Source organism: Haloarcula salina (assembly GCF_049603855.1).
Classification (GTDB): Archaea; Halobacteriota; Halobacteria; order Halobacteriales; family Haloarculaceae; genus Haloarcula; species Haloarcula salina_A.
The window spans coordinates 3,316,751-3,328,585 of sequence record NZ_CP187146.1 but is presented as its reverse complement, the minus strand read 5'-3'; the positions used below and the strand labels follow the sequence as shown (position 1 = coordinate 3,328,585).

At 67.5% G+C, this 11,835-nt stretch carries 12 protein-coding genes; 5 read left to right on the top strand and 7 right to left on the bottom strand.

Annotation, left to right across the window (positions count from 1 at the left end):
• Positions 1 to 114 precede the first annotated feature (114 nt).
• From serA to ACOZ4I_RS17055, 3 genes are all read right to left on the bottom strand, one after another.
• The gene (gene serA / locus ACOZ4I_RS17065; RefSeq protein ID WP_424001678.1) at positions 115 to 1,701 is read right to left on the bottom strand and encodes a phosphoglycerate dehydrogenase; all 1,587 of its coding nucleotides are present in this window, start codon (positions 1,699 to 1,701) and stop codon (positions 115 to 117) included.
• Between the two features lie 151 nt (positions 1,702 to 1,852).
• Positions 1,853 to 2,023, bottom strand: a complete 171-nt coding sequence (locus ACOZ4I_RS17060) for a hypothetical protein (RefSeq protein WP_424001676.1) — start codon at positions 2,021 to 2,023, stop codon at positions 1,853 to 1,855.
• Between the two features lie 59 nt (positions 2,024 to 2,082).
• Complete coding sequence (locus tag ACOZ4I_RS17055) at positions 2,083 to 2,250, bottom strand: DUF7556 family protein (RefSeq protein ID WP_424001674.1); 168 nt, start codon at positions 2,248 to 2,250, stop codon at positions 2,083 to 2,085.
• Positions 2,251 to 2,654: 404 nt separating this feature from the next.
• On the opposite strand from ACOZ4I_RS17055, the gene ACOZ4I_RS17050 reads away from it, so the two are divergent.
• The 4 genes from ACOZ4I_RS17050 to ACOZ4I_RS17035 all read left to right on the top strand — a co-directional run bounded on the left by ACOZ4I_RS17050 (position 2,655) and on the right by ACOZ4I_RS17035 (position 8,419).
• The gene (locus tag ACOZ4I_RS17050; RefSeq protein ID WP_424001672.1) at positions 2,655 to 3,500 is read left to right on the top strand and encodes a CBS domain-containing protein; all 846 of its coding nucleotides are present in this window, start codon (positions 2,655 to 2,657) and stop codon (positions 3,498 to 3,500) included.
• Positions 3,497 to 5,233: a glycine--tRNA ligase gene (gene glyS / locus ACOZ4I_RS17045; RefSeq protein ID WP_424001670.1), complete on the top strand. Its 1,737-nt coding sequence runs from the start codon at positions 3,497 to 3,499 to the stop codon at positions 5,231 to 5,233. Before ACOZ4I_RS17050 ends, glyS begins: the two co-directional genes overlap by 4 nt.
• Entirely contained in the window at positions 5,234 to 5,824 is a 591-nt protein-coding gene (locus ACOZ4I_RS17040) for a dolichol kinase (protein ID WP_424001668.1), read from the top strand.
• 75 nt (positions 5,825 to 5,899) lie between these two features.
• Entirely contained in the window at positions 5,900 to 8,419 is a 2,520-nt protein-coding gene (locus ACOZ4I_RS17035) for a DEAD/DEAH box helicase (protein WP_424001666.1), read from the top strand.
• Between the two features lie 2 nt (positions 8,420 to 8,421).
• Here the strand turns inward: ACOZ4I_RS17035 and ACOZ4I_RS17030 are convergent, their stop codons facing one another.
• On the bottom strand, positions 8,422 to 9,297 hold the full coding sequence (locus ACOZ4I_RS17030) for an Sjogren's syndrome/scleroderma autoantigen 1 family protein (protein ID WP_424001664.1): 876 nt from the start codon (positions 9,295 to 9,297) through the stop codon (positions 8,422 to 8,424).
• 140 nt (positions 9,298 to 9,437) lie between these two features.
• Between ACOZ4I_RS17030 and mdh the strand changes: the two genes are divergently transcribed.
• Positions 9,438 to 10,352, top strand: a complete 915-nt coding sequence (mdh, locus tag ACOZ4I_RS17025) for a malate dehydrogenase (RefSeq protein WP_424001662.1) — start codon at positions 9,438 to 9,440, stop codon at positions 10,350 to 10,352.
• A 172-nt stretch (positions 10,353 to 10,524) separates the two neighbouring features.
• Here mdh and ACOZ4I_RS17020 read toward each other — a convergent pair whose 3' ends face one another.
• The 3 genes from ACOZ4I_RS17020 to ACOZ4I_RS17010 form a co-directional block, all read right to left on the bottom strand.
• Entirely contained in the window at positions 10,525 to 10,656 is a 132-nt protein-coding gene (locus ACOZ4I_RS17020; RefSeq protein ID WP_424001660.1) for a hypothetical protein, read from the bottom strand.
• A gap of 141 nt (positions 10,657 to 10,797) precedes the next feature.
• Positions 10,798 to 11,448 carry an OapC/ArvC family zinc-ribbon domain-containing protein gene (locus ACOZ4I_RS17015; protein WP_424001658.1) on the bottom strand — a complete coding sequence of 217 codons (651 nt, stop codon included), beginning with the start codon at positions 11,446 to 11,448 and terminating at the stop codon, positions 10,798 to 10,800.
• Positions 11,448 to 11,831 (bottom strand): DUF2073 domain-containing protein, encoded by a 384-nt coding sequence (locus tag ACOZ4I_RS17010; RefSeq protein ID WP_162413510.1) that lies wholly within the window; start codon positions 11,829 to 11,831, stop codon positions 11,448 to 11,450. Before ACOZ4I_RS17010 ends, ACOZ4I_RS17015 begins: the two co-directional genes overlap by 1 nt.
• Between the last annotated feature and the right edge of the window lie 4 nt (positions 11,832 to 11,835).

The following is an 11,835-nucleotide window of genomic DNA, read 5'->3' as shown; positions in this document are numbered from 1 at the left end:
CGGCTCTCGAGCAGGAGCGCGAGCACCGTCAGGCCGTCGTCGATAGATACGAGCGCGTCCTCGACGCGAAGTAGCCGACCGGCGATTCGAAAAATTCAGTCGCGTTTTTCTGCCTTACTCGTCGCCGAGCGCGACGTAGGTCGTCTCGATGATGCGGTCGTCGGACTGGAGTCGGTCGAGCACGTCGGTCGTCGGCGGCTCGTCGAGGTTGTAGACGGAGAGGGCCTCCCCGCCGATGGTCTCGCGGCCGTTGAACATCCCGGCGATGTTGATGTCGGACTCGCCGAGCACCGTCCCGATGAAGCCGATGGTGCCGGGCTCGTCCTTGTTGCGGACGACGAGCATGTGGCCGTGCGGGACGGCCTCGATGCGGAAGTCGTCGATGCGGACGATTCGCGGTTCTTCGCCGCCGAACTGAGTCCCGCAGACCGAGACGGACTCCTCGCCGTCGGAGACGGTGACGGTGATGAGGCTCTGGTAGTCTTCGGAGGAGCGGGTCTTGGACTCGGTCACGTCGATGCCGCGGTCCTCGGCGATCTGCGGGGCGTTGACGGCGTTGACCTGCAGGTCCGAGGGCGCGAAGACGCCCTTCAGCGCGCTGGCCGTGACGTACTCCACGTCCTCCCCGGCGATGTCGCCGGCGTAGGTGACCTCGACGGTGGACATGTGGCCGCCGAACAGCTGGACGGCGATGCGGCCGGCGGTGTCGGCCAGATCGAGGTACGGCCCGACCTCCCGGAACGTCGCCTCGTCGAGCGAGGGGGCGTTCAGGGCGTTCGCGACCGGCTCCTCGTTGAACGCGGCGACGACCTGGTCAGCCGTGGACGTGGCGACGTTCTCCTGGGCGGCCTCCGTGGACGCGCCGAGGTGGGGCGTGACGATGACGTCCTCCACGTCGAGCAGGGGGCTGTCCTCGGGGAGCGGTTCCTCGCCGAAGACGTCGAGCGCCGCGCCCTTGAGCAGGCCGTCCTCGACGGCCTCGGCCAGCGCGGGCTCGTCGATGATGCCGCCGCGGGCGCAGTTGATGACGTAGCCGCCCTCGAGCTGGGCGAGTTCCTCCTCGCCGATCATGTTCTCGGTCTCGGGGGTCAGCGGCGTGTGGATGGTGACGAAGTCGGCGGCCTCGAGACAGTCGTCGAGGTCGTCGACCAGTTCCGCGCCGAACTGCTCTGCGCGCTCCTCGCTGATGTAGGGGTCGAACGTGACGATGTCCATGCCCAGACTGCCGAGGCGCTTCGCGACCTCCTGGCCGACCCGGCCGAAGCCGACGACGCCGAGGGTCTTGTTGTTGACCTCCGTGCCGAGGAAGTCGCCCTTCGCCCACTCGCCGCTCTTGAGGCGGTCGTGGGCCTGTGGGATCGAACGCGCGGTGGCGAAGGCCATGGCGACGGAGTGCTCGGCGGCCGCACGGACGTTGCCCTCGGGGGCGTTCGCGACGATGACGCCGTGGTCGGTCGCGGCGTCGATGTCGATGTTGTCGACGCCGATGCCGGCCCGGCCGACGATGACGAGGTCGGGCGCGGCGGCGAACACTTCTTCGGTGACCTGCGTGCCGGAGCGAACGATGAGCGCGTTCACGTCGGCCACCGCTTCCAGGAGCGCGTCGCCCTCGACGTCGTAGGCTGTCTCGACTTCGTGGCCCGCCTCGCGCAGTCGTTCGAGGCCGGCGTCAGCGATCGGGTCCGTGACGAGTACCTTCATATCGAGTCGAACTTACCGGGGCGGCATAACGCTTGTTTTCTCCGTGCGAGCGGGGACTGTGCGGCCGTTTGTGACGGATTCGCAGGGTTTCACAGTCGGTGAGGCGGCGACCGTCGCGCCGCTCGCGCTCGCGGCCAGTCCACCCATCCGGCTAGTCGCTCGATTCGCCCTCGTCGCCGCGGGTGGCGCTGGACAGAGAGGGTTCCTCGGAGCGGTATTCGCGGCCAAAGAAGCCCCGCAAGGCCATCGTCGTTCCGATGTACGACGCCGCGACGAGGAGGACGAACCCGACGACGAACGAGAGGACGGTTCCCGAAAACATGGGCGAACGCACCGACTCGACGAGCAAAACAGTACCGCCGTCAGAACCCGATGCGTCGACTATCGCCAGGCCGGAAGCGAGGCCGCCTCTCCGAGCGGGACCGTCAGATACGCGCCGTCCTGTGTCACGTCCGCGATGATGAACTGGTCGGTCTCGCCTTCCTCGACGGAAGCCATGACCTCTGCGTCCGCGGCAACTTCGACTGAGGCAACCGTGTCCGGCTCCATGCATGACAATATGTAACAATCGTATAAAAATATAGCGAAACCCGTAGACGGTGGGTCGATTTGCTCCCACCACGCGTCTGACAATAGTTCGGGTGCTGTCAGAAACGGCGATATGACCACTCTTATTCCGACTCACTCCCAGACAGTGATTACCTGATAAGTAAAGTTATAGCGCCTGTAGTCTACGAACCGCTCGTCGACACAATCCCGTTCGCAAGATATGATATAATGGAAATACGTTTGCACAGGGCCCGAGGGAGACGACCCGGCGGCCCACGGGGACGGATCCCGGGGGATGGGAGCCCGACACTGCGGGGTGCCGTCGCCCGGTTTCGCCGGCCGCGTGGCGGGAAAGCGGACGGATGTTAAGGACTTAGTAGATGCGGGCAGGAGGTTTTGGCAGTATGAACGTCGCAGACGCTATGACGCCGCGCTCGGAGGTCGTCACGGTCTCGATTCCGGGCACCCGTGACGACGTACTGGAGTATCTACAGGAGCGGGGCTTCTCGTCGGTCCCGGTGATAAAGGAAACCGAGAGCGGTGAGGAGTTCCGCGGGATCGTCTCGCGGGACGCGCTCATCGAGCGCCCCGACGAGGACCAGTTGGCCCTCCTCGTCGAGGAAGTCCCGACCATCGGCGCGGACACGGCTATCGAGGACGCCGCCCGGCTCATGGTCGACGAGGGAGAGCGCCGCGTCCCGGTCGTCGACGGCCACCTCGAAGGCATCATCACGATCACGGACGTGATCCGCGCCATCGCCAACCGCGATGTCGACGGCGACCGGATCGTCGGCGACCTCGCGGAGCGCGACATCAACTGCGTGTACGCCGAGACGCCGCTGACCGTCGCCGAGCGCGAACTCTCCCACGCGAACGTCCCCTACGGCGTCGTCCTCGACGAGGACGGCGACATGACCGGGATGCTCACCGAAGTCGACATCATCGAGGTCGCCCGCGTCGTCGAGGGCGAAGACGACACCGGCGACTCCATCGCCAACCAGGACGACGAATGGGCCTGGGAAGGCATCAAGGCCGTCGGCGGACGCTACATGCCGACCCGGAACGTCGAGATCCCGGTCGAGCCGGTCAGCGAGTTCATGACCGGCGACGTGGTGACGGTGAACAAGCGCCGGACGGCGGCGGAGGCGGCACAGCTGATGATCGAGCACGACATCGAGCAGATCCCGCTGCTGTCCGGCGACGAGCTCACGGGCATCGTCCGGGACATCGATCTGCTGCAGGGCCTATGAGCGAGGGCGAGCGCCTCACCGAGCTCGCGAAGCGTCGCGGCTTCTACTTCCCGTCTGCGAGCGCCTACGGCGGCGCGTCCGGGTTCTGGACCTACGGCCCACAGGGGGCCGCGCTGAAGTCCAACGTCGAGGACGCCTGGCGCGACCGCTACGTCGTCAAGGAGGGCCACCAGGAGATCTCCGCGCCCACCGTGATGCCCGAGCCCGTCTTCGAGGCCTCGGGGCACCTCGACGGCTTCGACGACATGATCGTCGAGTGCGGCGAGTGCGGCGCGACCCACCGCGCCGACCACGTCGTCGAGGACGCCACCGACATCGAGGAGGCCGAGTCCCTCCCGAACGAGGAGGTCATGGACCTCATCGCCGACCACGGCATCGAGTGTCCCTCCTGTGGGGCGTCGCTGGCCGGCGAGCCCGTCGAGAACTTCAATCTGATGTTCGAGACGAACATCGGCCCCGGCACGTCCTCGCCCGGCTACCTCCGGCCCGAGACCGCCCAGGGCATCTTCGTCGAGTTCCCGCAACTGTCGGAGTACGCCCGGAACCAGCTCCCCTTCGGCGTCGCCCAGATCGGCAAGGCCTACCGAAACGAGATTTCGCCCCGCAAGTCGCTGGTCCGCGTCCGGGAGTTCACGCAGGCCGAACTGGAGCACTTCGTCGACCCCGAAGAAGACGAACCCCCGCTCGACGAGGTAGCGGACGTGACGGTGCCGCTGTACTCTGCCGCCGAGCAGCAGGCCGAGGACGGCGGCCAGCGGGACCTCACCGTCCGCGAGGCCGTCGACGAGGGTGTCGTCGCGAGCGAGTGGGTCGCCTACTACCTCGGCGTCTCGAAGCGGTGGTACGAGCGCATCGGCGTCGACATGGACCGCTTCCGGTACCGCCAGCACCTCGCCGGCGAGCGCGCCCACTACGCCTCTGACTGCTGGGACGCCGAGAGCGAGGTCGACGGCGACTGGATCGAGATCACCGGCTTCGCCTACCGCGGCGACTACGACCTCTCGAAGCACGCCGAGCACTCCGGCGAGGACTTCACCGTCTTCAAGCAGTACGACGAGCCGATCACCGTCGAGCGCGCCACCGTCGACCCCGATATGAGCTACCTCGGCCCGGAGTTCGGCGGCGACGCCCAGCGGGTCGCCGACGCGCTCGAAGCGCTGGCCGAGCGCGACCCGAGCGCGTTCGACGCCGACGAGGTTACCGTGGAGATCGACGACGAGAGCTACACCGTCCCCGTCGAGCAGACGAACTTCAGCGTCGACGAGGTGACCGAGAGCGGCGAACACGTCCGCCCGCACGTCGTCGAGCCATCCTTCGGCGTGGGCCGGATCATCTATACGGTCCTCGCACACGCGTACGAGACCGACGAGGTCGACGGCGAGGAGCGGACCTACCTCTCGCTGCCGCCCGAGCAGGCCCCGACGACGGTCGGCGTCTTCCCCCTGATGGACAAGGACGGCATGGACGACCTGGCCCGGGAAATCGCCGGTGACCTCCGGTCGGCCGGCCTCGCGGTGACCTACGACGACTCCGGGGCCATCGGTCGGCGCTACCGCCGCCAGGACGAGGTCGGGACGCCCTACTGCGTCACAGTCGACTACGAGGCGCTGGAGGAGGGCACCGTGACCGTCCGCGAGCGCGACACGACCGAACAGAAGCGCCTCCCCGTCGACGGCCTGGCGGAGACGCTCGAACAGCTCAGCACCGGCGACCGAACCTTCGACGACCTGTAGATGGCCGACGAGGTCTCACGACGGCTCGTCCACGTCACGGGTGCGACGGTCCCGCTCGCCCACCTGCTCCGCCCGGAGCTAATTACGTGGGACGTTGTCCAGGGCTTTCTGGCCGTCGCACTCGTCGTCGTGGTCGTCCTCGAAGCGGTCCGGCTGACGACCGGCCTCGACTGGGTGGTCTACGACCGCCTCACGCGCGAGTACGAGCAGGACAACCCCGCCGGCTACGCGCTGTACATCGTCGGGATGGCCGTCGTCGCCTTCGCCGTGGGACTGCCGGGCGTGACGACCGACATCGCCGTCCCCGCGATGTTGATGCTCGCTATCGGCGACCCCATCAGCGGCCTCCTCGGATCCGGCGACGCGAGCAGCGTCAAGCAGGCCTGGGTCCTGCTCGTGATGTTCGGCGTCTGTACGCTGCTCGCGGCCCCGTTCGTCTCCACCGCCGCGGCGGTCCTCGGCGGCGCAGCGGCCACCTTCGCCGACGGGGTCAAGCCCCGTATCGCCGGCTACGTCGTCGACGACAACTTCTCCATCCCGGTGTTCGGCGCGCTGGCGATGTGGGTCGGCGTCCACTACCTCCCGTTCTAATCGGGCAGTGCCCCGCCGTTCACTTTCACCGCGGTATCTGAACGCTTAACCGCGGCCGGGGCGAACGCGAGGGTAATGTCGACCGCCGACGCCGGTGGCGAGTACGTCGAGCGCCCACTCGTCGTCCCGGAGTTCCTGGAGAACCGCCGCTACCAGGTCGAACTGGCCGAGACGGCGAGTGCCGGCCACACGCTGGTGTGTCTCCCGACCGGGCTGGGCAAGACGACCGTCTCGCTGCTGGTGACCGCCGAGCGCCTCCACGGCGTCGGCGGGAAGTCGCTCATGCTGGCTCCGACGAAGCCGCTGGTCCAGCAACACGCCGAGTTCTACCGCGAGGCCCTCGAAATCGACCCCGATGAGGTCGTGGTGTTCACCGGCGAGGTCCGCCCCGACGACCGCGCCGACCTCTGGGAGGACGCCCGCATCGTCATCGCGACGCCGCAGGTCGTCGAGAACGACCTCGTCGGCAACCGTATCTCGATGGCCGACGTGACCCACTGCACCTTCGACGAGTGCCACCGCGCGACCGGCGACTACGCCTACAACTACATCGCCGACCGCTACCACGCCGACGCCGAGGACCCGCTCGTGACGGGCATGAGCGCCTCGCCCGGCGACGACGAGGAGGCCATCCTCGAAGTCTGTGAGAACCTCGGGCTCTCCGAGGTGGCCGTGATGACCGAGGACGACGCCGACGTGGCGGAGTACACCCACGACACCAGCGTCGAGTGGAACCGCATCGAACTCCCCGAGGTCGTCGTCGAGATCCGCGACGCCATCAACGAAGTCATCGAGGAGCGCCTCGGGAAGCTCAAAGAGCTCGGCGTCACGAACAAGTCCTCGGCCGACGTCTCCGAGCGCGAGATTCAGGGGATGCAGGCCGAACTCCGCAAGCTGATGGACAACGACCAGAGCGAGGGCTACCAGGGGATGAGCCTGCTCGCCGAGATCCGGAAGCTCCGGACCGCCGTCACCTACGTCGAGACCCAGAGCGTCGAGTCCCTGCGGCGGTACTTCGAGCGCCTGAAGGAGGCCGCCCGCTCCTCCGGCGCGTCGAAGGCCGACCAGCGCCTCGTCAGCGAGCCGAAGGTCCGCGAGGCGATGCGGAAGGCCGAGTCCTACGACGACCTCCACCCGAAGTTCCGCCAGACTCGAATGTTGCTCGCGGAGACGCTCGGTATCGAGAACGGCGAGCGCGTCATCGTCTTCACCGAGTCCCGCGACACCGCCGAGACGCTCGTGGACTTCCTCTCGAATCACTTCGAGACCGAGAAGTTCGTCGGCCAGAGCGACACCGACGGCAGCGAGGGGATGACACAGAGCCAGCAACAGGAGACCCTCGACCGCTTCCGAGGCGGCGAGTTCGAGGTGCTCGTCTCCACCTCCGTCGCCGAGGAGGGCCTCGACGTGCCAGAGGTCGACCTCGTGCTGTTCTACGAGCCGGTCCCGACCGCGATCCGGGCCATCCAGCGCAAGGGTCGGACCGGCCGGCAGGCCGAGGGCCGCGTCGTCGTCCTGCTCGCCGAGGACACCCGCGACGAGGCGTATTTCTGGAAGGCCCGCAACGACCAGAAGCGGATGAAACGCGAACTGAACGAGCTCAAGAGCGTCGCCGGCGAACTGGAGGCCGAACTCGGCCAGTCCGGGCTCGACGAGTACGAGGGTCAAGCTGAGGAGGGGACCGCTTCCGGTGGAACGGGTGGGGGAGAAACCACCACACAGGAAGGCGGTTCCAGTCGAAACGGTAGCGGTCGGACGACCGACACGTCGGGTGAGGACGGTGACGGTCAGGCCGGACTCGACGCGTTTGCCACCGACGCGGCCGCCGGGGCGAGCGAGGGCGACGGCGAAGGCGGGACCGACAGCGAGGACGAGTCCAGCGACCACCCCGACGCGCCGAGCGATGGCGACGGCACCGTCGCGAGCGCGGGGACCGACGACGACGGTATCGAGATCGTCGCCGACCAGCGGGAACTGGACTCGACCATCGCCCGCGACCTCTCGACGCGCGAGGGAATCGAGACTCGACTCGAAACGCTGGCCGTCGGCGACTACGTCCTCTCGGACCGGGTCGTCGTCGAGCGAAAGACCGTCGCGGACTTCATGGACACGCTGACCGGCGGCGACCGCTCGATGTTCGAGCAGGTCGGGGACGCCACCCGCCACTACGCCCGCCCCGTCGTCGTCATCGAGGGCGAGGACCTCTACGGCGCGCGCAACGTCCACCACAAGGCGATCCAGGGCGCGCTCGCCTCGCTGGCGGTCGACTTCGGCGCGAGCATCGTCCGCACCGCCGACGAGGCCGAGACGGCGGACTTACTGGAGGTCATCGCCGAGCGCGAACAGGACGTCTCGGACCGCGAGGTGAGCGTCCACGGGGAGAAACAGTCCAAGACGCTGGCCGAGCAACAGGAGTACGTCGTCGCCTCCATCGCCGAGGTCGGCCCGGTGACGGCGCGGACGCTCCTCGAAGCGTTCGGGAGCGTGGAAGCCGTGATGACCGCCGACCGCGAGGACTTACTGGAGGTCTCCGGTATCGGCGAGGTCACCGCCGACCGGATTCGCGAGGTCGTCGCTGCCGACTACGAGCCGTAATTTCAGAACGTCGCCGCGTCGAGCGCTTCGGCCGCCTCTCGCGCCGCCTGGAGGTGCTCGCGGGCCTCGCGCGGGTTGTCCGTCGCGGCGGCGCGCTCGGCGAACCGGTGAACCGTCTGTGCCAACAGCGTCGCCGCCGCGTCGAGTTCGGCGCCCGCGTCGTCACTCCCGGCGCGCGACCAGTGCTGTCGAGCGGAAACGGAGGGGTCCCGGCCGCCCGTTTCGGGTCGACTGCCCGAACCGGCGCGGGCGGTGGTATCGCTTGCCGTCCCCGACTCAGCGCCCGCAGCGGCACCCGAACGACCGCCCCGAACACCCTCCGGTTCGGGTGGAACGGACGTCTCGTCGGTCGGCGGGTTCGGTTCGGGTGTGTCCGCGACGCTTCCGCTGTCAGTGGGGGACTCGACAGACTGATCGGCCGCGGGAGCCGCGTCCGCTGGCGGCGTCGAATCGGTCGCCGTCGGGTCAGCATCACCGGACTCGCCGGGCGTGGCCTCGGCGTCGGCCGCCTGCGCGTCGTCGTCGGCACCGAACTGAACGCGGGCGTCGTCGCTCGGGTCGGCCACTTCGATGTGGTCGCCGTCGCGCTGCTGGCCTCCCTGCTCGCCGTCGGCCCCTTCGGCGTCGGCTGTGCCGTCGTCTGCCTGCGCGCCGCTCGCCCCCTCCTCGCGCGCAACGGGCTTCTGGCAGGTCGGACAGAACTCCTGGCCATCGTAGCGGAAGATGGGGTCGCCACAGTCGCTGCAGTGGGCGTTGGTCATCGTCGCGCCCTTCAACAGGAGTTCGCTCATCTGCTCGGTCGTCTGGCGCTTTTCGTCTTCCTTCTCGAACTTCTCCCGGAGTTTCTCGCGTTCGGCTTCCTTGTCGAAGTCGCTCATACCAGTCACAACGCCGCGGGGCTGAAAACCGTTTACGGGTACGGGACATGGAAGCGCGAGCCGAACTGCCGGCGTTCGCCTCGCCGTGGAACAGGGGTTTCGACACGTTTAACGTCCGTGCGAGTGGGCTTTCGAATGGTATGACAAAGGTAAGCGTAGTCGGCGCGGCCGGAACGGTCGGCGCTGCCGCAGGGTACAACATCGCACTTCGAGACATCGCCGACGAAGTCGTCTTCGTCGACATCCCGGACAAGGAAGACGACACCGTCGGGCAGGCCGCGGACACGAACCACGGGATCGCCTACGACTCCAACACGACGGTCCGCCAGGGCGGCTACGAGGATACCGCCGGCTCCGACGTCGTCGTCATCACGGCCGGGATCCCCCGTCAGCCCGGCCAGACGCGTATCGACCTCGCGGGCGACAACGCGCCCATCATGGAGGACATCCAGTCCTCGCTCGACGAGCACAACGACGACTACATCTCGCTGACCACTTCGAACCCCGTCGACCTGCTCAACCGCCACCTCTACGAGGCCGGCGACCGCTCGCGCGAGCAGGTCATCGGCTTCGGCGGCCGACTGGACTCGGCGCGCTTCCGCTACGTGCTGAGCGAGGAGTTCGACTCCCCGGTACAGAACGTCGAAGGGACCATCCTCGGCGAGCACGGCGACGCGCAGGTCCCCGTGTTCTCGAAGGTCCGCGTCGACGGGACCGACCCCGAGTTCAGCGACGACGAGAAGGAACAGCTGCTCGGCGACCTCCAGGAGTCCGCCATGGACGTCATCGAGCGCAAGGGCGCGACCGAGTGGGGCCCCGCCCGCGGCGTCGCTCACATGGTCGAGGCCATCGTCCGCGACACCGGCGAGGTCCTACCGGCGTCGGTCAAGCTCCAGGGCGAGTTCGGTCACGAGGACACCGCCTTCGGCGTCCCGGTCCGCCTCGGCAGCGACGGCGTCGAGGAGATCGTCGAGTGGGATCTCGACGGCTACGAGCAGGAACTGATGGCCGAGGCGGCCGAGAAGCTCTCCGAGCAGTACGACAAGATCGCGTAATCGGACGCGACGTTCGATTCGACCGCAAACGAGTCGATAGGACTCGAATGCGATCGCCCCGAATCAGGATCGAAGACGGCGGGACCGCGGTCGACCGGTCCCGTGTTCTCCCGCGGCGTTCGCGACGGCAGGCTCCGAATCGCCCACTGGCGAAGCTGGGAGCGCCCGCCACTCAGGCGCGGTCGTCCTGTTCGTCGAGTAAGTCCGCGTCGGAACTGTCGCACCCGGTGTCGATGTCGGTCCCGAGGAGCGACGCCCACTCTTCGAGGTGCGAGTCCGACGCCGAGAGTTCTCGGTGGCCCATGCGTTACCGGAAGCATCTCCGGCATATTATATAATGGTTGTGCCGGCCGCGGGCGCAAAGCCGTCGCTGGCCGGTCTACGGCGTGTTCAGGGGAGTCTAGTGACGTGTCGTGTGCACGCGAAACGGCGGGAGGCGGCCCGTTCACTCCGACTGGATGGGGTCCGGAACCTGGATGGAGTAGCGCCCGTCCTCCTGGAGCGCGATGATGTACTCCTCGCGGTCGTACAGCTCCATCAGGTTCAGTTCGTACTGGCCGGGTTCGAGCACCTTGATCGACTCGAACTGGTCGTTGAGTTCCTCGCGGAGCTCCTGGAGGTCCGGGCGGTCGTCGCGCTCTGGCTCCTCCGGCGGATCCGGGTCCGCGCCCACGGGACGGAACTGGTGCTCGTCGTCCGACGGTTCGGGCGCGGACGACGGGAGTTCGTCGGGTTCGACGATGTCCCCGCGCGCGCTCGCCTGCGCGGCGTCCTCCGTGGTCGAAGCCGGGCGTTCGGGTTCGGACTGGGATCGCTCATCGTCGGTGGCCGCGCCGGTGGAACCGTGATCGGGCGCGTCCGGCGAAGACGACCCGCTGACGAAGTCGCGAACCGAGGCGGCGGTCTTCCCGACGGTCCTGGCGACGGAGCTGTCGGGGCCCGGTGGTTCCGGTGGCTCCGCGTCCGGCGTCTCGGTGGCGTCGACGCCCTCGGGCTGGAACTGGAACTTGTTCCCGCCGCAGTCGGGACAGCCCGAGAGCATCTCCTTCGAGCCATCGTCGAAGCCACGGCCGCAGTTCGTGCACTGGTGGGGCATTATTTCCGAGAGACGAGGGCGCTGATGAGCGTTTCGTCCTTGTGGAGCGTCTCGATCTGGTTCGCCGGCCCGATGACAGTCAGCTTCTGGGTCGACTGTTTGCCCATCAGGCGATCGAGGATGCTGGCATCGGCGGTCTGGGACTTCGGATAGGTCTCGATCTCGATGCCGTTGAACTCGTCGGGGCTGATCTCGGTCATCGTCACTTCGATGAGCCGGGACTCCTCGTCGGGCGAGAGCCCCTCTTCGAGGATGACGATGTTCCCGTCACGGACGCCGTCGAGGATCATCCGAATTTTCTCCATCGAGGCGAGTCCGTCCATCCGCTCGCCGCTGATGAGGTCGATCTGGACGCCGTCGTCGGGGTCTTTGACTTCTGCCATCTAG

What these genes read in the sequence shown, in the direction of transcription:
- serA (WP_424001678.1), bottom strand. Translation starts at nt 1,701, where the DNA reads ATGAAGGTACTCGTCACGGACCCGATCGCTGACGCCGGCCTCGAACGA.
- ACOZ4I_RS17060 (WP_424001676.1), bottom strand. Translation starts at nt 2,023, where the DNA reads ATGTTTTCGGGAACCGTCCTCTCGTTCGTCGTCGGGTTCGTCCTCCTC.
- ACOZ4I_RS17055 (WP_424001674.1), bottom strand. Translation starts at nt 2,250, where the DNA reads ATGGAGCCGGACACGGTTGCCTCAGTCGAAGTTGCCGCGGACGCAGAG.
- ACOZ4I_RS17050 (WP_424001672.1), top strand. Translation starts at nt 2,655, where the DNA reads ATGAACGTCGCAGACGCTATGACGCCGCGCTCGGAGGTCGTCACGGTC.
- glyS (WP_424001670.1), top strand. Translation starts at nt 3,497, where the DNA reads ATGAGCGAGGGCGAGCGCCTCACCGAGCTCGCGAAGCGTCGCGGCTTC.
- ACOZ4I_RS17040 (WP_424001668.1), top strand. Translation starts at nt 5,234, where the DNA reads ATGGCCGACGAGGTCTCACGACGGCTCGTCCACGTCACGGGTGCGACG.
- ACOZ4I_RS17035 (WP_424001666.1), top strand. Translation starts at nt 5,900, where the DNA reads ATGTCGACCGCCGACGCCGGTGGCGAGTACGTCGAGCGCCCACTCGTC.
- ACOZ4I_RS17030 (WP_424001664.1), bottom strand. Translation starts at nt 9,297, where the DNA reads ATGAGCGACTTCGACAAGGAAGCCGAACGCGAGAAACTCCGGGAGAAG.
- mdh (WP_424001662.1), top strand. Translation starts at nt 9,438, where the DNA reads ATGACAAAGGTAAGCGTAGTCGGCGCGGCCGGAACGGTCGGCGCTGCC.
- ACOZ4I_RS17020 (WP_424001660.1), bottom strand. Translation starts at nt 10,656, where the DNA reads ATGGGCCACCGAGAACTCTCGGCGTCGGACTCGCACCTCGAAGAGTGG.
- ACOZ4I_RS17015 (WP_424001658.1), bottom strand. Translation starts at nt 11,448, where the DNA reads ATGCCCCACCAGTGCACGAACTGCGGCCGTGGCTTCGACGATGGCTCG.
- ACOZ4I_RS17010 (WP_162413510.1), bottom strand. Translation starts at nt 11,831, where the DNA reads ATGGCAGAAGTCAAAGACCCCGACGACGGCGTCCAGATCGACCTCATC.